The organism is Caulobacter radicis (genome assembly GCF_003094615.1).
Taxonomy (GTDB): Bacteria; Pseudomonadota; Alphaproteobacteria; order Caulobacterales; family Caulobacteraceae; genus Caulobacter; species Caulobacter radicis.
Genome location: NZ_QDKO01000044.1, coordinates 13,450 through 36,132 on the forward strand (window position 1 = coordinate 13,450; position 22,683 = coordinate 36,132).

Sequence of the window (22,683 nt, forward strand, 5' to 3'; positions counted from 1 at the left end):
CTATGCCTCTCCCGCCCGCCGAAGAGTTCTATGATCTCGCGCCTTGCGGCCTGCTGAGCCTGGATGCGGAGCTGACGATCAGGTCGGCCAACGCCTACTTCCTGCAGATGGTGGGCTTGGCGGATGGGGCGCTTGCCGACGGGTTGAAGTTCACCGCCCTCCTGAGCGTGGCGAGCCGGATCTTTGTGCAAGGCCGCTTGCAGGCGCAATTGGCCCTGGCTGGCCGAGTCGAGGAGATCGCGCTGGACCTCGCGCGCTCTGACGGGCGGCGCGTGCCCGTGATGATCAACGCCGCGCAGGCGCGGGACGCCCACGGGCGCCCCGGCGCCATCCACATGGCGATCAGCCAGGCCGTGGCCACCCGCGCCTACGAGGCTGAAGTGCCCAAGGCGCGGCAGGAGGCCTTGAGCGCCCTGCGGGTGAAAGCAGACTTCCTGGCCAATATCAGCCACGAAATCCGCACGCCGCTGAACGGCGTCATTGGCGTCGTCGGCGCGCTCGGTCGCACCGTTCTCTCGCCCCAGCAGAGGGAGATGGTCGCGCTGATCGAGGCCTCCGCCGTAACCCTCGAGCGGCTGGTCGGGGACATACTGGAAATCTCACGGGTCGAGGCGTCAGGGCTCGCGTTGAGCATCGGCGCCTTCAGACCCGACGAGGAGCTTCGCGGTGTCCTGGATCTCGCCGCGCTCAACGCGCGCGCCAAAGGGCTGGCTTTCGAGGTCGTCAGCGGGCCTGGCCTGGACCGGACGTTCCTGGGGGACGGGGTGCGGCTGAGACAAATACTGACCAACCTCACGTCCAACGCGATCAAGTTTACCGAGCAAGGCGTGGTGCGTGTTGAGCTGACGGTGGAAATCGCCGAGGACGCGCCAACCTTGGTGTTATCAGTGCGGGATACCGGGATCGGTTTCGATCCGCATCAGGCCGACGCTCTCTTCGAGCCCTTTCACCAGGTCGATGCCGGCATCAGCCGGCGCGTCGGCGGCGTCGGGCTGGGCTTGTCGATCAGCAAGGCCCTCGTCGAGGCCATGGGCGGATCGATCAGCGCCCGTTCGGCGATCGGGGAGGGAAGCGCCTTCACCGCACGGATCCCTGTCCAAGCGGTCGATGATCCGGCTGCATCAGATCGCCCCGAAACGCCGGCCGACCTGGAGCGCGCCTTGCGCGTGCTGCTCGTGGAAGACAACGAGATCAATCAGCGGGTCGTCCAGATGATCTTGGAGCAGGCGGAGATCGACCTCACCATCGCGGCGAACGGAGCGCTGGGGCTTGACGCTTGGCGCGGTCAGGACTTCGACTTGGTGTTGATGGACATGCAGATGCCGGTCATGGACGGTCTAACAGCTATCCGCGCCATGCGGGCGGAGGAGGCGAGTGGACTTCAAGGCCGCAGAACACCCATCGCCGTCCTGAGCGCCAACGCGATGGAGCACCACCGCGCCGAGGCCCTTGAGGCTGGCGCAGATTCGCATATCGCCAAGCCCATTTCCGCCGCCGCCCTGCTCAATGGCATCCAGAAGACGCTGTCTTCCCAGTTTAGGGACTGAAGGTCCAGTTTATGGAAGTGCGCCAACGGCTGCTATTGGCGCTGGCAGGACCGTCAAGCGGTTGGCCCCTGAGGCTTTGGAGTAGCGGACTTCAACCAAAGAAAGAGGGGCCCGAAGGCCCCTCGAAGTTAGCGTCCGCTAGGCGCGATGATCAGTATTCCATCGCCGGAACCGGAGCCGGCGCGACGTCCTTGGGCGCCTCGGCAATCAAGGCCTCGGTGGTGATCAGCAGCGAGGCGACCGAGGCGGCGTCCTGCAGGGCCGTGCGCACCACCTTGGCCGGGTCGATGACCCCGGCCTTCACCAGGTCCTGGTACTCGCCGGTCGCGGCGTTGAAGCCCCAGCTGTAGTCGGTCTTCTCCAGGAGTTTGCCGACGACGTACGAGGCGTCCTCGCCGGCATTGGCGACGATCTGGCGGGCTGGGGCCTGCAGGGCGCGGCGCACGATATCGAGACCAGCCTTCTGATCGTCATTGGCCGGCTTGACGCCGTCCAGGGCCTTTAGGGCGCGCAGCAGGGCCACGCCCCCGCCGGGCAGGATGCCTTCCTCGACGGCCGCGCGGGTGGCGTGCAGGGCGTCGTCGACGCGGTCCTTCTTTTCCTTGACCTCGACCTCGGTCGCCCCGCCGACGCGCACCACGGCCACGCCGCCGGCGAGCTTGGCCAGGCGTTCCTGCAGCTTCTCGCGGTCGTAGTCGGAGGTGGTGTCCTCGATCTGCCTGCGAATCTGGGCGACGCGAGCATCGATCTCGCCGCGCTGGCCCGCCCCGTCGACGATGGTGGTGTTGTCCTTGTCGATCGTGACCTTCTTGGCCCGGCCGAGCATCTCGACGGTGATGTTCTCCAGCTTGGTTCCCAGCTCCTCGGAGACCACATTGCCGGCGGTCAGCACCGCGATGTCCTCGAGCATGGCCTTGCGGCGATCGCCAAAGCCCGGAGCCTTGACGGCCGCGACTTTCAGGCCGCCGCGCAGCTTGTTGACCACCAGGGTGGCCAGGGCCTCGCCCTCGACGTCCTCGGCGATGATCAGCAGCGGGCGGCCGGACTGCACGACCTTCTCCAGTAGCGGCACAAGCGCGGCCAGGTTCGAGAGCTTCTTCTCGTGGATCAGAATGTACGGGTCGTCGAGCTCGACGCGGAGCTTGTCGTTGTTGGTCACGAAATACGGGCTGATATAGCCGCGGTCGAACTGCATGCCTTCCACCACCTCCAGCTCGGTGGCCAGGCTCTTGGCTTCCTCGACCGTGATCACGCCCTCGTTGCCGACCTTTTCCATAGCCTCGGCCAAGATGCGGCCGATCTCCTCATCGCCATTGGCCGAGATGGTCCCGACCTGGGCGATCTCGGTGTTGGCGCTGATCTTGCGCGCGTGGCTCTTGAGATCGGCCACCACGGCGCCGACCCCCAGGTCGATGCCGCGCTTGAGATCCATCGGGTTCATGCCGGCCGCCACGGCCTTGGAGCCTTCACGGACGATGGCTTGGGCCAGCACAGTGGCGGTCGTGGTGCCGTCGCCGGCCAGATCGTTGGTTTTGGAGGCCACCTCGCGCAGCATTTGCGCGCCCATGTTCTCGAACTTGTCCTTCAGTTCGATTTCCTTGGCGACGCTGACGCCGTCCTTGGTGATGCGCGGGGCGCCGAAACTCTTGTCGATGACGACGTTGCGGCCCTTGGGGCCCAGGGTGACCTTGACCGCATCGGCCAGGATGTCGACGCCACGCAGCATGCGGTCGCGCGCGTCGGATGAGAACTTTACTTCCTTGGCAGCCATGGTTCCTACTCCTCTCGGTTGGGCTGTCAGTGGACGGAAATGGGATGGCGAATTAGGCGGCCTTCTTGAGCGTCGCCTCCGTCTCCAGAACGCCGAGGATATCGCTCTCCTTCATGATCAGCAGGTCCTCGCCATCGATCTTGATCTCCGTGCCGGACCACTTGCCGAACAGGACGCGATCGCCGGCCTTGAGGTCCAGCGCGACCAGCTTGCCGGCGTCATCGCGGGCGCCGGGGCCGACGGCGACCACCTGGCCCTGCTGGGGCTTTTCCTTGGCGGTGTCGGGGATGATGATGCCGCCCGAGGTCTTCTCCTCGGCCTCGATGCGGCGGACGACCACACGGTCGTGCAAGGGGCGGAAATGCATGCATAACCTCCAGATGCAAAACAGAATGTGATGGGTCCACCGGGCTCGCACCTAGCGGACGGACGTCAAGCTAGGCGGCGCCGAAGAGGCTTCAAGAGCCCGCGGTGAAAATTTTTCGACGGGGTTGGATCCGCCCCTGGCGGCCGTTTGCGATGGTCCCTGACGGCTTGACGCTTCCAGCGCCTGGGCCAAAAAATCAGCGCACGCGAATGCGCGTGATCGGCGTTCGCTGACGGGAAAGGATCAAAGAACAGGAGGTTCGATTTGCCCCGCGCCCGTGTCTCTAACGCCAAGCGCCTGGTCGCTATCGCCTGAGGACGCCGCCCATGGACAGGGATTTTCTCAAGCAGCTCGACGGCTACGGCCTGGCGACCGCCCAAATCCACTACTATCGGCTCGACTATCCGGCCGTGCTTCAGCTCTACGTCTGGCAGGAATACGACCTTGCTCCGCGCTTTCCCATGCTGCAGGCCTTTCTCGACCATTGGCGGCGCGAGATCGAAGCCGCGCTGCACTCGGTCCAGGTCGCCCACCATCGATTGATCGGTCCGTCGGAGTGGCGAGCCGTCAATGGCGTGATCTCGCTGCATTAGCCCCCGGCAAGCCATGCGCGGTGGCTCGGCTCCGCCTTGGCTTTGGGCCCGGTGACACCTTGGTTCACGGATCGAAAAATTTCTGATGCGAGCGTCTTGACGCGTTTCGGCCGTGTCCTAATTCATCGCCTGCTTGCCGGGCGCCGACAGGGCCTGGCCCTGGGGCGCATAGCGCGTGGCTCGGCGCCCCTCATGTCCAACTTGCTTTCGAGGAGATGGAAATGAGCACTGTTTTTGATTTCAGCCCTCTCTACAGCTCCATGATCGGTGTGGATCGCATGGTCGATCTCGTCGAGACCGCGCTCCGCACCGAGGCGAGCGCCAGCTATCCTCCGTTCGACATCGAGAAAACCGGCGAGACCGCCTACCGCATTTCGCTGGCGGTCGCGGGCTTCGCGCCGAAGGATCTCGAGGTCGTGGCCCAGCCGAACCTCCTGGTGATCAAGGGCCGAAGGGCGGCGAACGAAGACCAGGGCGCGCGAACCTTCCTTCACCAGGGCCTGGCCCACCGCGCGTTCGAGCGCCGGTTCGAGCTGGCCGACTATGTCGTGGTCAAGGACGCCGTCCATGCCCATGGCGTCTTGTCGATCGATCTGGTCCGCGAGGTGCCCGAGGCCTTGAAGCCCAAGCAGATTGCGATCGGGGTCGGCGCGCGCCAGCAGGCGCTGGAGCTCAAGCCGGCCAAGACGCGCAAGGCCGCGTAAGGAGCTGGCCATGCGCACGCATACCCATGCGAAAGATCGGGCTCGGCCATGGCCCGTTCGGCCGGCGGTCGGCTTCCTCCACCCCTTGGAGGTGCTGAAGGATCAGGATCTCGATCTCGCCGAAAAGCGCGAAATCCTGGCGGCCTGGGCTTCCGATGCGAGCGCGGTCGAGCATCGGCCCAGTCAGAGATGGCTCTTGGGAACGCCCGCGCCTGTGCCGCTCAGCGAGGTCCTGTCCGCGCTGCGCCGCCTGGACCGCGACCTGTTCTCTTGAGTTGGGGCGGGCGGCCGGCCAGCCGATGGTCGGCCGCCACTTCGCTCCGCTCGCTGCTTTGCGTTATGACCATGCCTTGTTTCATCTTTGTCGAGCCGTCGAGCGACGGCTGGATCGTTCGCGGCGACTTCCGCGACAGTCCCCTGCAGTTCACCACCGGCGCCCGGGCCGAGCAGGCCGCGCGTGACTGGGCGCATCGCCTGGCGGACGCCGGCGAGCCTGTGGTCTTGGAGATTCGCCTGCGCGATGGCGCGCGCGCCGGCCGGTTCCTGTTTCCACCTCACGCGGCGGACACGGAAGCGGGCTTGGCACTGCGCGCTTAGCTAGGCCGCAAGCGACTCAGCCGTCGCCCGCATTCGCCTTAGGGCGGCGGCAAGGTCTGAAAGCGCCAAGGCGAAGGGCGACCCATTGCGGAGCGATTTCTGAGCCTCGGACCATTGCCCGCGATTGATTTGGTCGGCAACCAAACCCGCCTGCTGGTGGAAGGCCCGATGGTTTTCCAGCAAGCCTAGGAAGGCATGGTTGCCGGCCCAACGCCGGGCGCCCTCGCCGTGGATCCAGCAGCCGGTGGGGCAGTGACGATCCGATCGCAAGGCGGCCAAATCGATCGGTTGTCGCTCGCTCAGAGCCGCGACGAGCGCTTCGCGGATGTGGTGATGGTTGTGTGCGTGTTCCTGAAAATCCATGACCAAACCTCTCGGCTCAATCCAATGCGGGGGTTTTCGCGCAGGATGGTTGCCGGTTGGTTTTCGCTGGATCGCTGTCCACAGTTTTTGATGGTCTGATGCACGGCCCTTCTCTCGATCGCGCAGTGATTTCCCCCTGGCGAAACGTCGCGCTGTCAGATGGCGGCGGAAGGTCCAGTTCCTGGAGGTGCATCAAGGGCAGCAACTGGCGCGGGGCGGCCACGAGCGCGCAAATATCCTCTAACAAGCAGGCGCACAATTCCTGGGCGAAACGCCTTCCGACAATAGAAGAGGGCTAATCCTCGACCGGCATACGGAGAGTAAATCGGGTCTCGCTCGCATCCGAACTGGCCGTCAAGCTCCCATTATGGGCGCGCGCGATTTCTGAAGCGATGTAAAGGCCAAGCCCGAGACCTTGCTGTGTCGGCTTGGCCGCGGCCCGCTCGAAAGGTTGGAAAAGACGGGTAAGCGTCTTTCTAGGGATCTGCGGACCTTGATTGGCCACGGACAGTTCGAACACGCCGTGCACAGTCTTCGCCTCGACCGAAACGGGCGCGTCCCTGGCACCGTGGGTCAACGCGTTGGCTAGAAGGTTCGAAAGGAGTTGAGCTAGCCGGGCGGGGTCGGCCGGCAGCGGCGTGGGAATATCGATGTCAGCCTCGATGACGCGCTCGGGATGGGCTGTCCGAAGTTCAGACACGACATCGAGAAGTGCGGACCCGATTTCGCTTTCGAGAGAAAGATCGACATTGAAGCCGCCGCCGAGACGTGCGCGTGCAAAATCCATCACGTCGGAAATTAGGCCGGCCATTCGCGCGGTGCTTGTCTCCATCTGTCCGAGGATCCAATCGCTCTTCGGTCCGGTCGGGTCTTTGCGAAGCAGGCGCACGCCACCTTCGATGGCGGCCAACGGGTTGCGCAGGTCGTGGCCGAGCACGGCGATGAACTGTTCCCGGAGTTCAGAGCCGGCTCGTTCATCTGACAGCGCCGCCTGGCTCACCGCGAGCTGGTGCTGATCCGCTAGCTTCTCACCAATCAATTCCGCGAAGATCTCAAAGGTCTCCTGCGCATCGCGATCCGTCAGCGGGGCCGGCTCCGGATCGATTGCGCACAGGGTCCCAAAGAACTCGCCGCGGCAGAAAATGGGGACGGCAATGTAGCTTTGCAGTCCGTACATCGCAGGTGTGGGATGATTGCTATAGATCGGGTCGGCCGCGACGTGGTCGATCACGACTGATTGGTGATGGTCGCGAACTTCGCTGCAAAGCGTCGTTTCGACCTTCAACTCGCCGCCAACCGGCAAGCCAAAGTTGATGTCGTCAGCCACCGCGCAGGCGACCCAACGATCGGCCGTGACCCGAGCGACGACCGCGTACCCCATCCCGGTTAGGCGACATATGTTCTGCAGGATTCTGGGAACGAGACCGATCGAGGCGATCGCCGCAATATCGTCAGCGATTTCCGTCACGCCCAGGTCCACCTCAAAGAATGGCGCGACGATGCTTGGCCTTTACGTGGAAGGCAAGACGCAACGCAGTCTCCTTGAAGATCGGTTCTGCCGCGACGACGGCGACTTCAAGGTCCACTTGCCGGAGCTGGGCCTAAGTCAGCTCCTGGCGCAGAGCGCTATGAATGAACATCGGTCCGCCACTTGAAGCGTGGCCTTAGCTGCTCCATGTTCATGCTTTGATCCGGAGGTGCGCTGTGGCCAACCGAGAGCAGTCTAGCAAGGCAGCCGCGAGCAAGGCGGCCAAGGTATTGCGGGATCCGCACGCGACCGCGGCCGCGAAAAGTGCTGCAGGCTCCACGCTCACCCAACGCGCGACCCAACTTGAGCAAACGAGCCGTTCAGCCGCGAGCGCAGCTTCTAGTGTCCTGCGTGATCCCAAATCGACAGCGGCGGAAAAGAGCGCGGCGGCTTCGGCGCTCACCCAACGAGCGAACCGGAAGTCCTAAGGATGTGGATGGAAACCGCTTCGCAGGCCCTCCGGTCCGGCAAGGTTCTGGAGCTAAGGTATGACGGTTGGAGCCGCTGTGTGGAGGTTCATGCGGTGGGCTACTCGCGCGACGGAAACCCCTTGATGCGAGTCTGGCAGGTCAGCGGCGGCAGCAACAGCAATGAACCGCGCGGTTGGAAGCTCATGCGGTGTGATGAGGCTTTCACCGCGCATGTGAGCGAGAGCGCATCGCAAGCTCCGAGACCTGGTTATCGACGCGGAGACCGAGCGATGAGTCGGATTGTTTCCGAGCTCTAGAGATTTGGTCAGCCGAGTTCCGCTGCGCTGAACGTCCCGTTTCTGGAGCGACGCCAAGTTCCGCTTCTGGCGCATTGGGGATCTGGCTGTGCAACTCTGCTTGGTCACCGCAATGCTTCAGGGACCTAGTTCGGTCCGCGGCATGTCCTGGCGGCTAATCTCGATGTCGTTCGACTAGCTCGACGGCCATACTCCAGAGCCTCTCGGCGTTGCCTTCGTCTATCGAATAGCACGCCACGCCTTGAGGTGCGTCGGCGGGACGCTGTTGTTGCACGATACCCTCATTGCAATCATCGAAGTAGCGACCGCTAATCTGCGCGACGAGTGGCGACGCCGCGAGAAGGACTGACGTTGCTGCGCCTTGCTGTGGGCTCTTCCGAAGGAGCTCCGGCGTTTTGAGGCCGCCGGTGTGTCGCTGCAGATTGGTCGCGATGGCGCCCGGGTTCAGCGCGTTAGCGCAGATGCCGTCGCTGGCCCATCGCGACGCCATGGCGACGGCGGCCAGGACGCAGGCCGTCTTCGACTGACCGTAAGCCAGTAGAGGGTCGTAAGGGATGAAGAGGAAGTGCGGATCATCCCAGAAGACCGGCGCGAAGAGATTGCCGGTAGAACTCACCCAAACCACACGCGCGCCATCAGCGGCGGCGAGGTGCGCTCGCAAGCCCAATGTCAGGGCGAAATGACCGAGGAAATTGGTCGCGAACTGCATCTCGCAGCCTTCAGGCGTTCGCTCCAGGCTCGGCAGCGCCATGATCCCGGCGTTGTTGACCAGAGCGTGGATCGGGCCGCTCCACGCCTCGACGAAGGCGCCAACGGACCGCAGGTCGGCGAGGTCGAGAGCGCTGACCAGAATGCGGTCATTCCCCGTCTCGCTTCTCAGGCGCACCGCGACAGCCTCCGCCGCGTCGGGATTGCGGGCTGCAATGGTGACCGTCGCGCCCGCCCTGGCAAGGCTGCGGACCGTTTCGGCTCCGATGCCGCCCGCCCCGCCAGTGACGATCATGTTCCTGCCAGACAGATCGATGCCGTCGACAACGTCGTCCGCCGTCGAGGCGAAGCTGAAGGGGGTCTTGAAAGTCGACAAGAGGTTATCCCGCGCGGTGATTGAGGATCGTGGAGGGACAGTTCTGGCTGCCATCGCAGCTTGGCTGCGCGCGCTCTCCACCATCAGAGAGCGCCTCCAGGCCAGTCTAGGCCTGGGCCGCGACCGGAAGGCGGAACGGCGCGCCAAGCCGGTTGAAGGCGTTCATTGCGGCGATGGTAATCGTCAGCTCTACCAGTTCCTTGGGCTCGAACATGGCCGAGACGGCCGCATAGGCCTCGTCCGAGGCGTGGGTCTCGCTCACCCGAGTGACCTCTTCGGCCCACGCCAGCGCCGCGCGCTCGCGCTCCGAGAACAGGTGCGGGACTTCCTCCCACACCGGAAGCAGCATGATCTTGTCCACCGACATCGTCTTTCGCAGGTCCCGGCTGTGAAGGTCGATACAGTGGGCGCAGCCGTTGATCTGCGAGACCCTGAGGAAGACCAGGTGGATCAGCTCTTCGGGCAGGCTGGTGTTCTTGGTGACATAATGATGGACCCCGAAGAGGGCCTTCGCACCCTCGGGGGCGACCTCGTACCAAGTCAGACGCGTCATGGGATTTCCTTGTGGCTGGACGTTCGATGGAAATGACGACGAAGCCGCGCCGGATGTGACATGCCGCGCGCGATTTTCTGCGGCCACGTAGGTTGCGCGCCGGGAGCAGAGAGGTCGGACTGCGATCAGTCGGCGACGGACGCGGACTGGGTTTCGGCGCCCTCGCGAAGCAGCAGCGCCCGTTTCCGATCAAGGCCCCAGGTGTAGCCCCAGTACCCGCCGTCGCTCTTGACCACCCGATGGCAAGGGATGGCCACCGCCAGCGGGTTGCTGGCGCAGGCGCTGGCCACGGCGCCGATGGCGCGGGGCCGACCAACGCGTCGGGCGATCTCGTCATAGGAGATCACCGACCCTGGCGGCACGGCCTGAAGCACTCGCCAGACGCGGCGCTGGAAAGCCGTGCCGCGCACGTCTAGCGGCAAGACCTGCGCGGTCGCGGGCTCCTCCACCAGCCCGACGACCTGGGCGACCAAGGCTTCATAGGCCTCATCACCGCCGATCAGGGTGGCGTGGACAAAGCGCTCCTGTAGATCCTGGAGCAAGGACTCTGCGTCGTCGCCCAGCAGGATGGCCGCGACACCAGCGTCGCTGGACGCCACGACGATCGCGCCGAGTGAGGTTTGCCCCACCGCGAACCTCAACGTCTCCCCCGCGCCGCCGGCCTGGTACTGTGTCGGCGTCATGCCCAGGGACTTGCGGGTCACGGCATAGAAGCGGCCGCTTGACCCGTATCCAGTCTCATAGATCGTCTCGGTGATCCGCCGCCCCAGCGCGAGGCTGCTCCGCATTCGCTGCGCGCGTTTTTCCTGGCCGTACGCCCTGGGGGTAAGGCCGGTCCGGGCGCGGAAGAGACGATGCAGATGACCCTCGCTGACGCCCAGCGCGTGCGCCAGGGCCGAGACGGACGGCACGCCTTCGTCGGCTTCAATCAACCGGCACGCTTCAGCGACCAGCTCGACGTTGCGGGTCGCTGGCGTGCCATCATCGGGCCGGCAACGCCGGCAAGGGCGAAAGCCGGCGGCCTCGGCCTCTTCCTGTTGGTCGAAGAACCGTACGTTCTCCCGCTTGGGTCTTCGCGTGCCGCAGGTCGGACGACAATAGATTCCGGTCGTTGTCACGCCGCGCCAGAAGGCGCCGTCCGCCGTCGGATCACGCGCCGCCATGCGCGCCCATCGGGCGTCATCCGCGTTGTCGGCGGCGGCCGTCATCAAGCGACATCCCGGCGGGCGGCGCCGAACGGATTGTCGATCAGATAGCGCCAGCAGCCGTCGTCGCCCCGGCGGGCGATGTCGGTGGCGGTCGCGACCATGTTCACCTCCGTCCCGTCCCGAGCAACCCCGACATACGACCAATCTAGGATAAGCGAGGCGATGTCGTCGGCCACGAAAAGGTGGCGCTGGGTGATCGACATCTGGAGTCCGAGGCTGAAATATTTCGCCAGTTCGGCGCCGATCGCCTCTCGCCCGATATGAGGCTTGCCCGTCGCATCGACGATCATGCCAGCCGGATCGTAGAAGCCGAGCATGGTGTCGACGTCGAGCGAGTTTAGGTGCTTGAGCAGCGCGGGAACAATGCCTTCTGGCGTGGTCGGCAGGGCGAACTTGGCAGTCATGGGCATTCCGTCTCGAAAGCGCCCGCCATCCGCGAGCGCCCCCTCAGTGCCAAGTTTCAGAACGCCGCGAACTCCGCTTTCTGATCTCAGATTCTGTTAGTGAGTGCTCTGCCTGAGATCGGTCGAACGTCGCCTTCCTGGAAACATGCCAATGTCTGGTGATGGCGCAGCGCCGCCGGCGAGGCGGACCTTTGGATCGGCCGTGGAGGGTGGGACGCGGACGTTCATCGACCTTCACCTTGCAGACGTTCGCGAACTCCGATTTCTGATCTCAGATTTCAAAGAATGGCGAGCCGATAGACGGCACAGCACCCGCACGCCCGCTATGGATGGAGCGGGTGAGTTCTAGCCTAGGGCTTTGCCTTCACCGGCAGCCGGAACGGCGCTCCCAACCGGTTGAATGCGTTCATCGCGGCGATTGTGATCGAAAGGTCGACGAAGTCTTTCGGGTTAAAGGCCGCCGCTGCCGCCGCATAGGCTTCATCGGACGCATGGGTTTCGCTGACGTTGGTGACCTCTTCGGCCCAGGCCAGGGCGGCTCGGTACTGGTCAGAAAAGAGATGAGGCACCTCATGCCAGACCGGGACCAGCACAACCTTGTCGATCGGCATGGTTTTCAGCAGGTCGCGGGTATGCAGGTCGATGCAGTGTGCACATCCATTGATCTGTGACACGCGAAGGAAGACGAGGTGAATCAGCTCTTCAGGCAGGTTGGTGCTGTGCGTCACGTAGTGATGAACGCCAAACAGCGCCTTCGCGCCGTCGGGCGCGACCTCGTGCCAGGTCAGTCGAGTGAGGTTGCTCATTATGTGGCTCCGTCGTTGTGATGCCGATCATCGGCAATCACGGGTCTGACGAGGCGCGCGTCCCGGCTGTGACATGCTGCGAGCAGAAATTTCGCCATGTCACACTGACGGGCGCAATGTCGTCATGACAGCGAACTTGCCAAAGGAGGCCGGCATGTCGCCCGATCAACGGATCGCTGATTTTGAGCCCGAACGGCTACGTCTGAAGCGACTCGCCTACCGTATGCTCGGATCGCTGAGCGAGGCCGATGATGTCGTACAGGACGCATGGATCCGCTGGGCGGGGGTGCAAGAGGGCGTCGACGTCCCCGGCGCCTATCTCACTCGTATCGTGACGCGCCTTTGCCTCGACCGCTTAAAGTCGGCTCGGGCCAGACGTGAAACCTATATCGGCCCGTGGCTCCCCGAGCCGTTGCTGAACTCGGCTGATCCGTATGATGACATCGCCGACGACGTCACGGTCACGCTGATGCTGGCCATGGAGCGGCTTTCGCCGCTCGAGCGGGCTGCATTCCTTCTGCACGATGTCTTCGACGTGCCGCTCACGGAAGTCGCTATGACGCTTGATCGCGACCCTGCCGCCGTTCGCCAGCTTGCTTCGCGAGCGCGTAAGAACGTCAGGAAGGAGCGCGTCCGCTACAGGCTCGATGCCTCCGAGGCCGACAGCATCGCCCGAGCCTTTTTCACCGCCGCCCGCGATGGCGACACCACGGCGCTCGCCAACATGCTGGCGGATGACGTTGAAATCCATGCTGACGGCGGCGGCAAGGTTATGGCGTTCCGCAACATCGTGCGCGGGATCACCAATGTGCTGAAGCTGTTCGCCAACGTCCGGCGCAAGAACCTGCCGCCACAGACGCTAGTGCAAACAGCGGTGATCGACGGGATGCCCGGATATATCAGCCGCTATCCGGACGACTCCCTCGGCACGACCGCGCTTGATGTTGCTGCGGGTCGCATTCGTGCGATCTATGTCGTACGAAATCCCGAGAAACTGCGCCGCCTCGCCGAAGGACACTGACATTAAACGGCGTCATGAGCAGACCTTCCCAACGTCCGCTCAGGGTCGATTGTGTTGAAAAAGGCCGTTGAGGCGGCGCCTGCGGCCTGATTCACTGCTGTTGAAGCAGGAGGTCGCGGTCATGATGGGCGAGCGTCGGATCGAGCAGCCGGCCCTGTTCTACGAGTTCTCGCTCGATGGGCACGTGCCCCAGGATCATCTGCTGCGGGCCATCGATCGGTTCGTCGATCTGGACGGCGTGCGGGGCCATCTCGCGCCCTTTTACAGCGCGATCGGCCGGCCCTCGATCGATCCGGAACTGATGATCCGGATGCTGCTGATCGGCTACTGCATGGGCGTGCGCTCCGAGCGCCGGCTATGCGAGGAGGTCCACCTCAACCTTGCTTATCGCTGGTTCTGCCGTCTGGGCCTGGATGGCGAGGTCCCCGATCACTCCACCTTCTCCAAGAACCGCCACGGTCGTTTCCGCGACAGCGACCTGCTGCGCGAGCTGTTCGAGAGCGTGGTGCGCCGCTGCATGGCCGAGGGCCTGGTCGGCGGCGAGGGCTTCGCCGTCGACGCCAGCATCATCCGCGCCGACGCCAGCCGGCACAGGACCGCCGTCGATGGCGCCGCGGGCTTGCCGGCCGAGGCCGCCGGGCGTGCCGTCGAGGAGTATCTGGCGGTGCTGGACGATGCGGCTTTTGGCGCGGCCACGCCCGTCACCCCCAAGTACATCTCGCTGTCGGATCCGGCCTCACGCTGGACAGCCGCCCAGGCCGGGCCGGCCAGCTTCGCCTATTGCACCAATTACCTCATCGACCTGGATCATGCGGTGATCGTCGATGTCGAGCCCTCGACCGCGGTGCGCCAGGGCGAGCTGGCCGCCTGTCGCACCATGATCGAGCGCGCCAACGATAGGCTAGGCCTCTATCCAGAGCGCCTGGCCGCCGACACCGCCTACGGCACGGCCGAGATGCTCGATTGGCTGGTCCATGATCAGGGCATCGAACCCCACATCCCCGTCTTCGACAAATCCCAGCGCGATGACGGGACCTTCTCGCGCGCCGACTTCAGCTTCGACCACCAAGCCGACGCCTATACCTGTCCGGGCGGCAAACTGCTCCGGTCCAGCCGGCGCGCCTTCAAGGTTCCGCGCAACAACGCTCCGGCCGATGACACCATCCGATATCGCGCCAGCACCCACGACTGCCAGCCGTGCCCGCTCAAAGCGGCCTGCTGCCCCAGCCAGCCCTGTCGAAAAGTGACCCGCTCGATCCACGAGGGCGCGCGCGACATGGCCCGCGATATCGCCAAGACCGACGCCCCTACATCACCTCCCGGCGCGAGCGGAAAAAGGTCGAGATGCTCTTCGCCCACCTCAAGCGCATCGTCGGGCTGGATCGCCTCAGGTTACGAGGCCCCAACGGCGCCAGAGACGAGTTCCTCCTCGCCGCCACCGCCCAAAACCTCCGCAAACTCGCCAAGCTCGCCCAACAGTAGCCTCAGGCCTCACCCGCCTGAGCGACAACGACTTCTCATCACTACCTAACGCCCGCCAGATAAGACGCCTTTTTCAACGGCATCGGTCGTGAGCTGCCTCAGCGGCGAGGCGACGAACGTCGTGTTCCTGGAGGCCTTCCAACGTCAGCTACTGGCGCGATCGCGGCGTGGCGAGGAGCTGCCGCCGATGTCGCAGGGCGCGCTCGGCTAGGGGCGGTCCAGCCGCCTCGGAGCCGGGACTGGGGATCTGCCGCCGCAGGTCCTGCTCACCCACTTGGGCGGCTTCGCGGTCGTGCTGCCGCTGACGCTGGAAAACTGCGGCAGGCTGGGGCGCAGTTCGTGACTCTGGAGGCGGTGATGGCCGATCCCGCCTACGCCGAGTCCGGCGGCGACTTCGCGCTGGAGCGGGAGGCCAAGCGCAAGGGCGTGGATATGACCGCCATGCCGGGCGCGCCGCAGTCGACGGCCGACATCAAGCAGATGTGCCGGCCATGAACTAACCTGTTGATCAGGCGGGCAGGCCCGCCGATGCGTCGTGCGCCCCTTGGAGTTGATCGTCAGACGTCAGCCCATCCCCGACGTAATAGAAGTCGTCGGACGCCTTGAAGTCGGGCTCGATCGCCTTCAGTTCGAAGAGGCCGCACTTGATCAGATCCGCCGCGTTCGGATCGAACAGGGCTATGTTGTAGCCGTCCTTGCCGAAGTTGCTCTTGTAGACGACGCCATCGAAGCCCGCCGACTTGAAGAGTTCGGCCAGGATCTGCGTCGCGGCGTAGTCTGCCTGATCGTCAGAGCGCGTCATCGGCTCAGCGAAAGCCTTGTCGATATGCGTCCACACCGCTTCGGTACGCTCTTCCGACGACGGCTCGCCGTTGCCGATCTCCAGATCGAGGAAGAACGGCGAGGCATCATGGCGGCGCGAACAATCGACTACGCTGAGCGGACGATTGGTCCGGAATTGCCCAACCGAGACTTTCGAGCCGATCCAGGGGCGAACCTCGGCCATGGCCGTGGTCTTGCTCGTCGCCATATAGAGGCAGGGGATGCCGCGCGCATTAGCTCGGCCGTCCGATGCCTTGTCGGGAAGCGGCTTCATCCGCGCGGGAGGATGAGCGCATGGGACTTCGTCATCAATGCAGCTATTGTAGGCACGCCAGTCGTGACCGAGTGCGGCCCGCCAAAAGAGACTGCCCCTCGGAATATCGATTTTGCGAGACTGGCTGGTGACTAGCACCGCCTGCAGGAAGGCCTCGACTTCGGGCGGCCGCACATAGCGAAACTCCCGGGTCACCGAGCGTTCGAAGAGCCAGTAGCTTCTCCACGACGGGAAGGCGTCGTTGGGGATGTCGTTTGTCATCGTGGATCCTGTCAGCGCGGTTCGCCAGCGCCTTCGCTTTTGATGGGCTGAAAAGCACAGCGCCGCGCTAGGCCCGGGCGTCGGAAGCGTTGGATCGCGGGATGGATCTGCGCGCTAACGGCGACCACCAACGGCGCGGTCTGGGCGCTTCCAGCCGGAGCACTGGGAGCAGAGCCGTCTCGATGATGCCGATCTGCTCGGCGATGGTTTTGTCCATCTCGTTTTCGGCCGCGGAGGGATATTCCGACCAGATCGTCTGATCGATCTTGTCGCTGAGGGCTCGATCGCGGCCCTCGGTGTAGCGCACGCTAGCGTCGGCGTAGACCTGAACGGTGTGGAACTGGCGGCTCAGGGTCTCCAGCGCCTTTTCGAGCGCCTCGCTGAATAGCGCGCGCGCCGTAGGCAGGCACTCGTCGAGCGTGACCCTGACCTCGCGCTCGCGATTGAGCCGCTCATGATAGGCCTGGGCGGTGCACAGCCGCCGCGTCTTGGCGGCGTCGAGGGGCGGCTCAAACCGACCGGCTTCGCGCAGCCGTTCTTCGGCGATCTCGAGCTCATAGCCCATCATTGCCGGACTGCGCACGCGGGCCAGGGCGCGTCGCGCGTTGTAGGCGGCGGTGAGGAAGCGCTCGGCCTGCTCGATACGGCGTTCGGAGATCTTCTGGCGACGCCACTTCTCGAAGGTGTTGGCGCCGATGACCGCGGCGAGCATCACCGTCAGCGCTCCGGTGATCGCCCCGATACCCTGCAGCATGGTCCCGGTCGCCTGCCAGTCTATGGTGCTCGCGTAATTTGGATCTGACACGAGATATTGCCCCCCCCCGAAGCGTCGCTATCAAACCTGCCACGAGTTGTGGGCGCTTGGTCAAGTCGAGCCTTGACGCCGTGAAGGCAAAGGGAGGCTCTTAAGTCGTCTGACTGTCTGAGTGACCGCCCTGGTTGTTTTATTCAGGTTTTGTTCTCGCTCGGTACGGGTTAAGCTCGACCTATGGCCAAGATTCAGCACTACAGCGGAGGCCGAAAGGTGTCGGCTTCGTCGTTCTGGAAGAACATCGAAAAGAAGGGTCTCGACTTGGCGATGAGCCATATCGAGGCGCGCGCTCATGGCGCGGCCGGCTCGATCGTCGATCCGGAAACCGGAAAGCACGCCGCGGTTTTTGTCCGCCGTGTCGGCGAAAAGGTAGTCGCCCGCACTGAAGGTTCCCCCGCCTTCGCGCGCGAACTCGAACGCAGGCTCGGGGTGGGCAAAGGAGTGATTACCTCGATGCAAGCGACCCCTTCGCCCGAAACGCCGGTCGTCTATCTGGCTCACGCGTCCGAAGACCATGAACGGCTGGCCAAGCCGTTGGCCGAGCGCCTGATGGCGGCAGGGATCGAGGTCTGGCTCGATGCCTGGGAGATCAAGACCGGCGACAGCCTCAAGCGAAGGATGGAGGAGGGGCTGGAGGCCTGCACCCACTTCCTTGTGCTGCTGACGCCATACTCGGTGGGCAAGCCTTGGGTGGAAACCGAGATCGACGCGGGCTTCATGAAGGCCGTGCAGTCCAAGGCCCGCTTCCTGGGCCTTAGGATCGGCGCCCGGATTTCCGACCTGTCGATCTTCCTGCAGACGACGCGGTGCCCCGAGGTGGACCTGGAGAAGGACGCCGAGATCGAAGCCCTCATTGCAGACCTCTATGGGGTGACCAAGAAGCCGCCGCGAGGGACCGCGCCGTCCTATGTCCGCAAGGCGCCGTCGACACCGAGCACCTGGTCCAAAAGCGCCGCAGCGGTCGCCGAGTTCCTGGTGCGCAACAGCCAGACGGGCAGGCCGTCCGATCCACAGGTCAAGGCTGCAGCGATCGCCGAGGCCACGGGCTTGTCGATCGAGGACATCCGTATCGGGGCCCTCGATCTCGAAGAGGCCGGGCTCATCGAGCGTTCCAAACAGTTGAACGGTGAGCGGTCGTTCTGGCCGCGCCAAGGCCTGTTCGTCGAGTTCGACAACGCCTTCATGGACTTCGACAATCGGGCTGATGCGCTGAGCTTCGCCCGCCGGCTGATCAGCGAAGGCGTTGACGGCGTGCGCCTCGCCGAGGCGATCCCGGAATGGTTTCCCGACTGGACGGTCCGGCAGGCCAACAGCGCGCTGAACTATCTCGAAGAGGCCAAGCTGGTTGACGCTTACCACACGCTGGGTCAGCCGCCCTACACGGCGCGCGAGGTCCACGTCACCGATCGTACCCGGCGCTTTGTTCGGGATCACGACTAGACTGGGATGCTCCGGCCCGCCTTTCGGCGGGCCTCCCGCGCCTTCGGCTTAAGGAGAACGGCCGGCGGTCACGCTCGGTCCCGAGCCTTTCAGCTCTCCTACGGGCGCGTCGCCTTCGGGCAGGCTTTGGCCTGCCGCCGGCCGCTCGACGCGGACGTTCCGACACGCGCTTTGCGCGGTCTCCTTGCCGGCTTCATTCGTCATGGGCGCTCGCCTGCGAGCGCGCAGGCTTAGGGTTGCCGCCCTCGGGGCGCTTCGGATCGGCTTCCGCCCAGCTTCGGCCGGTGTCCTGCAGACGGGTCCCTGCGAAGCCGGCGCCTCCGCTTGCACCCCCGCTCTCGCGGGGGGCGCCCGGGTCGAGCGCGCTTTTTGCGCTCGAACCCCGACAGCCCAAGGAGGCTTCAATGTCCACCTCTGAGACCCCCGCGACCGCCGCCGCTTGCGGCAAGGCCGCAGGCCCAGCCCACATCGTCGTTCAGTACGGCGAGGTCCGCGACACTCCCCTCAACCGCCTCAAGGCCTCGCCCAAGAACGTCCGGCGCGTCGGCCACAGCGCCGAAGTGATCGAGTCCCGCGCCGCCAGGATCACCCACAAGGGCGTTCTGCAGCCCCTGGTCGTCGAGCCCGAGGTCAAGAACGGCCAGGAAACTGGCTACTACCTCGTCAGCGCCGGTAAAGGCCGCCGCCAGGCCTTACGCCTGCCGGCCAAGCGCAAGGCCCTGGCCAAGGGCGCGGCCGTGCGCTGCGTGGTCAGTTTAGCCGCGAGTACGCGCGTCAATTCGGACTGCGGCCTCGAAGGACGCCGCGAGGTGGAGAGCCGGTTAGGCCGAAGATACGTCCAGTTTCTGGAGGCTCCGGAAGGACCGCTATTGGCGCCAACCGGTCTGGTAGACTCCCCGTAGGTGTCGACAGAGAGGTCAAGGCCGCGCTTGCCGTCGGCCTGGTTCAAGAAGGATTTGGGCGTGGCCTCGCGCGCCGGGCGCTCGCGGTCGGAAGGGTAGCTCTCCAGGGGCACCCACGTCGCGGCATCGACGAACCGCGATCCTTCCAACTGCAGCGGCTGTTCCCGCCAGGTCGTATTATAGTTTCGGTCCGAAGAGCGCGACCCTGCGCGTCCGGCGCGATTTCCGCAGGCCAACGGCTGTGGAGACCGGGCAAGCCCGCGTCGTCGAAGGACAGGGTCACCGCGTCTTAGGCATGGACTGACAGGCTCGGCGCGCAAAGCAGCAGGGAGGCCAGCAGGATCGCGCAGCGGCGCATGGTGTTTTCCTCGGGACGTGACGCAAAAGGGCCCGGTCGCCGAGGCGACCGGGCCCAAGTTGTGGGCGACAAGAACGGAGCGACGGGGCGTGCGTCGAGCTCGACGTCCGGCCGGTCCGCAGGAGGGCGGCGAGCGCCCAGTCCCAGGGGATATCGGCCCGGGCGCCGAAGCGACCCGGGCCAACGCCCCCTAGAAACGGTAGGTCAGGCTGGCGCGATAGGTGCGGCCAAACAGCGGGCGGGCAACGCCGCGGTTGCGCGCGCCGTCCGGCGACAGCAGGTCCGAGAAGATCGGATCGCCCTCGGTGAACGACAGCTGGTTGGTCAGGTTGGCCACGTTGACCTGCGCCATCAGGTTGGGCGTCACCGCCCAGGCCGCCCCGGCGTTGATGATGTAGTAGGCCGGGTACTGCGTGACGTTGAAGTCCGTCGATTCCGAGAAGCGCGAGGAGTAGTAGTAGAACTGGCCAAACACCGAGACCGGAACGCCGGTCAGGGGCCTGAAGTCGAAGGATGGGGTGAAGTTGACCATCACCGTCGGCAGGCGACGAGGTCGGCGACCGTCTTCGCCGATCTCGACATATTCGTAGCCCGTCAGGACGTTGGCGGCGTTGCGCACTTCGCGGGTGATCTTGTAGTTGGCGTCGGTGATCTTCGGATCCTGGACGGTGACCGTGCCCTTCAGCTCGAGCCCGTCCACCGGGCGCCAGGCCAGTTCGACTTCAGCGCCTATGTTCTGGACGCCGCGCTGGTAGACCTCGCCCACCTCGGGGCAGGTGTTGATCTGCGGCACCGCGCCGGTGACCGCGCACTGCGGCGACTGGAAGTCGCGGTAGACGTTGACGAAGTCGCGCGGGGTGAAGTCGTTGTAGTAGACCGCCGCTGAGGCGTCGAACTTGGGCTTGTAGTACCGCACGCCCGTTTCCAGCTGCCAGATCCGTTCGATCTGGTTGCGCTTGATGGTCTCGCCGCCGACTTGCTGGGTGGTGTCGACGCGGAACTCGTTCAGGTCCTCAAGGCTCGGCAGGCGGAACGAGCGCGACACCAGGCCATAGACGGCGATGGGGTCGGAGATCGAATAGTTGGCCCCGACCGACCAGCCCACGGCGCTGAAGCGCTTGTTGAGGTAGCGCGGCGCGCCGGGCACCGACAGCTCGTTGTCGGCGGTGGTGTCCTGGTTTGAGCCGACGACCACGCTGGCCGGCGTCGCGTCGAAGATCAGGTTGCGATCGCGGCGGACCAGGTCGGTCTTCTGGGTCTGCCAGCGGACCCCTAGGTCCAGCTTCAGGCGGCTGTCCAGCGTCTCCCAGTGGTCCTGCAGGTAGCCCGCATAGCCGCGCGAGCTGGAGTCGGTCACGAAGCCGAAGAAGCCGGGCAGGATCGCCCCACCGCTCGTCAGGCTCGGACCGACGATCGCGCCGTTGGCGTCCAGACCGCGCAGATCGACCAGACGCGAAGGCTCGCCCATCGTCGAGACCAGGAGGCTGGCCTGGAAGTTGGCGTCATAGCTGTAATCGCTGGCGTAGACGCCGGCGGTGAGCTTGTGCTCGCCCCAGAGGTTGAAGGTCTTCTGCGCCTGCAGGTCCATCGAGGCGCTGTCGGCCTTGATGTTGGCGATGAAGGGCAGCAGGAAGTTCAGATAGGCGTCCGGCGCCACGGCCTGGCCGTTGTCCAGGTAGTAGCCCTGGACGCGCGCCACCTTGGCGTAGTTGGCGATGAAGTCCTCGCGGCTAATGCCGGCGAAGGCGCCGCAAGGATTGCTCGTCGGGACGTTGAAGAAGCCCCGGAGCTTGGCGTTGTTGAGGTTGCAGCTGAGCGCCGCGCCATGGGCCGGCGAGATGACGTCGTTCTGCAGGCGCACGTTCAGGAAGTCCCGGGCGAAGGCGGTGTCATTGCCCGTGAACATGGTGTTGAAGTCGTTGGTCCCGCTCGTGTAGCGAAGCCCGGCCTTGAAGGTCCAGCCATCGCCCATCTCGCGCGAGAACTTCAGGGTGAAGACGTTGAACTTGGGGTGGATGCCGTCGGCCAGGTCGATGTCGCGCGAGCCGTATTCGCCCATCTGGGTGAAGTGGCGGTTGAACGGCGAGGCCACCGTGCCATGGGCGAAATTGATGCCCAGCGGTTCGATGGTGTCCTGGTCGATCTTGGTGGGATTGTCGGCCGTGCCCGGGCCCGACAGGCGCGGCACAGAGATCGGCAGGTTCTGGTAGAAGGCGGTGTGGTCGTTGAGAAACAGGGCGTGCGCCTGGATCTGGGTGGCCCCGTCGTCGCTGGTGTAGACGATGTTGCCGCGGATCTGGCCGCCGTGGTCGCCGGTGTAGCCGTTGTCGCGGATGCCGTCGGCGACGCGATAGAAGCCGCCCAGCGCGAAGGTCAGGTTCTTGTTGATCGGGCCCGAGACGAAGGCTTCGTTGCGCACGAAGCCGTAGTCGGCCACTTCGAGCCGATAGCCGCCCTCGAACGCCTGGCCGCCGGTCTTGGTGACATAGTTCACCGTCGCGCCCAGGCCGTTGGAATAGAGGATGCCGCCCGGACCGCCCTTCACGACCTCGACCCGATCGGTCATCAGGTCGGTGCGGATGAAGACGTCGTTGTTCATGAACTGGACTTCGGGCTCTTCGTAGACCGGAAGTCCGTCGATCAGCTGCGGAGCATAGCGAAAGCCGCCGGTGACCGGCAGGCCGCGGACGGTGACGTTGTTGCTGGCCTCGCCGGCGCTGCTGCCCTCGGTGTAGAGCCCGGGGATGTTGGCCAGCAGGTCGGCCGTGCTGATCGGCGCCAGGCGCTGGATTTCCTCGGTGGTCAGGGTGTTGATCGAGAAGGTGGCGTCCTTCTTGCGCGTGCCGGCCGTCACCCCCGTGACGACGACTTCCTCGACCTGAACCGTGTCCTGGTCAGCGGGCTTGGGCGGTGCGGCCGCCTGGGCCAGCGCGCCCGTCGCGGTGAACAGGACGGCCGCCGACACGGACGTGCAGAATGCTTTTTTCAGAGACACTGGTTTCCTCCCGAGGACGCCTTTTCGGCGCGTTTTTCCAGCCGGCATGACGACGGTATGCGACT

At 64.7% G+C, this 22,683-nt stretch carries 21 protein-coding genes and 1 pseudogene; 10 read left to right on the top strand and 12 right to left on the bottom strand.

All coding sequences use genetic code 11. The annotated features are described in order from the left end of the window. Positions 1 to 2 precede the first annotated feature (2 nt). Positions 3 to 1,547: an ATP-binding protein gene (locus DDF62_RS24750; RefSeq protein ID WP_116491594.1), complete on the top strand. Its 1,545-nt coding sequence runs from the start codon at positions 3 to 5 to the stop codon at positions 1,545 to 1,547. A gap of 151 nt (positions 1,548 to 1,698) precedes the next feature. Here the strand turns inward: DDF62_RS24750 and groL are convergent, their stop codons facing one another. Both groL and groES read right to left on the bottom strand, forming a co-directional pair. Continuing rightward, complete coding sequence (gene groL, locus DDF62_RS24755; RefSeq protein WP_116491595.1) at positions 1,699 to 3,318, bottom strand: chaperonin GroEL; 1,620 nt, start codon at positions 3,316 to 3,318, stop codon at positions 1,699 to 1,701. A gap of 52 nt (positions 3,319 to 3,370) precedes the next feature. Then, the gene (gene groES / locus DDF62_RS24760; protein ID WP_101718699.1) at positions 3,371 to 3,685 is read right to left on the bottom strand and encodes a co-chaperone GroES; all 315 of its coding nucleotides are present in this window, start codon (positions 3,683 to 3,685) and stop codon (positions 3,371 to 3,373) included. A gap of 326 nt (positions 3,686 to 4,011) precedes the next feature. Here groES and DDF62_RS24765 point away from each other — a divergent pair, with 326 nt between their 5' ends. The 4 genes from DDF62_RS24765 to DDF62_RS24780 all read left to right on the top strand — a co-directional run bounded on the left by DDF62_RS24765 (position 4,012) and on the right by DDF62_RS24780 (position 5,579). Continuing rightward, the gene (locus DDF62_RS24765; protein ID WP_101718698.1) at positions 4,012 to 4,278 is read left to right on the top strand and encodes an usg protein; all 267 of its coding nucleotides are present in this window, start codon (positions 4,012 to 4,014) and stop codon (positions 4,276 to 4,278) included. 221 nt (positions 4,279 to 4,499) lie between these two features. After that, positions 4,500 to 4,982 carry an Hsp20 family protein gene (locus DDF62_RS24770; RefSeq protein WP_101718697.1) on the top strand — a complete coding sequence of 161 codons (483 nt, stop codon included), beginning with the start codon at positions 4,500 to 4,502 and terminating at the stop codon, positions 4,980 to 4,982. Positions 4,983 to 4,992: 10 nt separating this feature from the next. After that, on the top strand, positions 4,993 to 5,256 hold the full coding sequence (locus DDF62_RS24775) for a hypothetical protein (RefSeq protein ID WP_101718696.1): 264 nt from the start codon (positions 4,993 to 4,995) through the stop codon (positions 5,254 to 5,256). A 71-nt stretch (positions 5,257 to 5,327) separates the two neighbouring features. Then, positions 5,328 to 5,579: a hypothetical protein gene (locus tag DDF62_RS24780; RefSeq protein ID WP_116491641.1), complete on the top strand. Its 252-nt coding sequence runs from the start codon at positions 5,328 to 5,330 to the stop codon at positions 5,577 to 5,579. Here DDF62_RS24780 and DDF62_RS24785 read toward each other — a convergent pair whose 3' ends face one another. From DDF62_RS24785 to DDF62_RS24825, 7 genes are all read right to left on the bottom strand, one after another. Further along, a complete protein-coding gene (locus DDF62_RS24785) occupies positions 5,580 to 5,942 on the bottom strand; it encodes a CZB domain-containing protein (protein ID WP_101718695.1) in 363 nt (120 codons plus the stop codon). It abuts the gene before it with no gap. Between the two features lie 295 nt (positions 5,943 to 6,237). Beyond that, positions 6,238 to 7,410 (bottom strand): GAF domain-containing sensor histidine kinase, encoded by a 1,173-nt coding sequence (locus tag DDF62_RS24790; protein WP_207780751.1) that lies wholly within the window; start codon positions 7,408 to 7,410, stop codon positions 6,238 to 6,240. 941 nt (positions 7,411 to 8,351) lie between these two features. Beyond that, positions 8,352 to 9,281, bottom strand: a complete 930-nt coding sequence (locus DDF62_RS24805) for an SDR family NAD(P)-dependent oxidoreductase (protein WP_207780750.1) — start codon at positions 9,279 to 9,281, stop codon at positions 8,352 to 8,354. A gap of 106 nt (positions 9,282 to 9,387) precedes the next feature. Beyond that, a complete protein-coding gene (locus DDF62_RS24810) occupies positions 9,388 to 9,834 on the bottom strand; it encodes a carboxymuconolactone decarboxylase family protein (protein ID WP_116491597.1) in 447 nt (148 codons plus the stop codon). A gap of 125 nt (positions 9,835 to 9,959) precedes the next feature. Further along, complete coding sequence (ada, locus tag DDF62_RS24815; RefSeq protein ID WP_116491598.1) at positions 9,960 to 11,042, bottom strand: bifunctional DNA-binding transcriptional regulator/O6-methylguanine-DNA methyltransferase Ada; 1,083 nt, start codon at positions 11,040 to 11,042, stop codon at positions 9,960 to 9,962. Further along, complete coding sequence (locus DDF62_RS24820) at positions 11,042 to 11,446, bottom strand: YybH family protein (RefSeq protein ID WP_207780749.1); 405 nt, start codon at positions 11,444 to 11,446, stop codon at positions 11,042 to 11,044. The genes ada and DDF62_RS24820 overlap by 1 nt, the downstream gene beginning before the upstream one ends. Before the next feature lie 350 nt (positions 11,447 to 11,796). Then, positions 11,797 to 12,252: a carboxymuconolactone decarboxylase family protein gene (locus DDF62_RS24825; protein ID WP_116491600.1), complete on the bottom strand. Its 456-nt coding sequence runs from the start codon at positions 12,250 to 12,252 to the stop codon at positions 11,797 to 11,799. Between the two features lie 154 nt (positions 12,253 to 12,406). Between DDF62_RS24825 and DDF62_RS24830 the strand changes: the two genes are divergently transcribed. From DDF62_RS24830 to DDF62_RS25805, 3 genes and pseudogenes are all read left to right on the top strand, one after another. After that, positions 12,407 to 13,273 (top strand): sigma-70 family RNA polymerase sigma factor, encoded by an 867-nt coding sequence (locus DDF62_RS24830; protein WP_116491601.1) that lies wholly within the window; start codon positions 12,407 to 12,409, stop codon positions 13,271 to 13,273. A 121-nt stretch (positions 13,274 to 13,394) separates the two neighbouring features. Next, positions 13,395 to 14,755, top strand: a pseudogene (locus DDF62_RS24835) (transposase). 339 nt (positions 14,756 to 15,094) lie between these two features. Continuing rightward, positions 15,095 to 15,250 carry a hypothetical protein gene (locus tag DDF62_RS25805; RefSeq protein WP_165832377.1) on the top strand — a complete coding sequence of 52 codons (156 nt, stop codon included), beginning with the start codon at positions 15,095 to 15,097 and terminating at the stop codon, positions 15,248 to 15,250. Positions 15,251 to 15,263: 13 nt separating this feature from the next. Here the strand turns inward: DDF62_RS25805 and DDF62_RS24840 are convergent, their stop codons facing one another. Next, positions 15,264 to 16,112, bottom strand: coding sequence for an RES family NAD+ phosphorylase (locus DDF62_RS24840; protein WP_116491602.1), 849 nt, complete (start codon positions 16,110 to 16,112; stop codon positions 15,264 to 15,266). Between the two features lie 67 nt (positions 16,113 to 16,179). Further along, the gene (locus DDF62_RS24845) at positions 16,180 to 16,866 is read right to left on the bottom strand and encodes a hypothetical protein (protein ID WP_116491603.1); all 687 of its coding nucleotides are present in this window, start codon (positions 16,864 to 16,866) and stop codon (positions 16,180 to 16,182) included. Positions 16,867 to 17,100: 234 nt separating this feature from the next. On the opposite strand from DDF62_RS24845, the gene DDF62_RS24850 reads away from it, so the two are divergent. Together DDF62_RS24850 and DDF62_RS24855 are read left to right on the top strand one after the other, a co-directional pair. After that, positions 17,101 to 18,363 carry a TIR domain-containing protein gene (locus DDF62_RS24850; RefSeq protein WP_116491604.1) on the top strand — a complete coding sequence of 421 codons (1,263 nt, stop codon included), beginning with the start codon at positions 17,101 to 17,103 and terminating at the stop codon, positions 18,361 to 18,363. A gap of 404 nt (positions 18,364 to 18,767) precedes the next feature. After that, on the top strand, positions 18,768 to 19,265 hold the full coding sequence (locus tag DDF62_RS24855) for a ParB N-terminal domain-containing protein (RefSeq protein ID WP_243410578.1): 498 nt from the start codon (positions 18,768 to 18,770) through the stop codon (positions 19,263 to 19,265). Positions 19,266 to 19,813: 548 nt separating this feature from the next. Here the strand turns inward: DDF62_RS24855 and DDF62_RS24860 are convergent. Continuing rightward, entirely contained in the window at positions 19,814 to 22,588 is a 2,775-nt protein-coding gene (locus DDF62_RS24860) for a TonB-dependent siderophore receptor (protein WP_165832378.1), read from the bottom strand. Positions 22,589 to 22,683 lie beyond the last annotated feature (95 nt).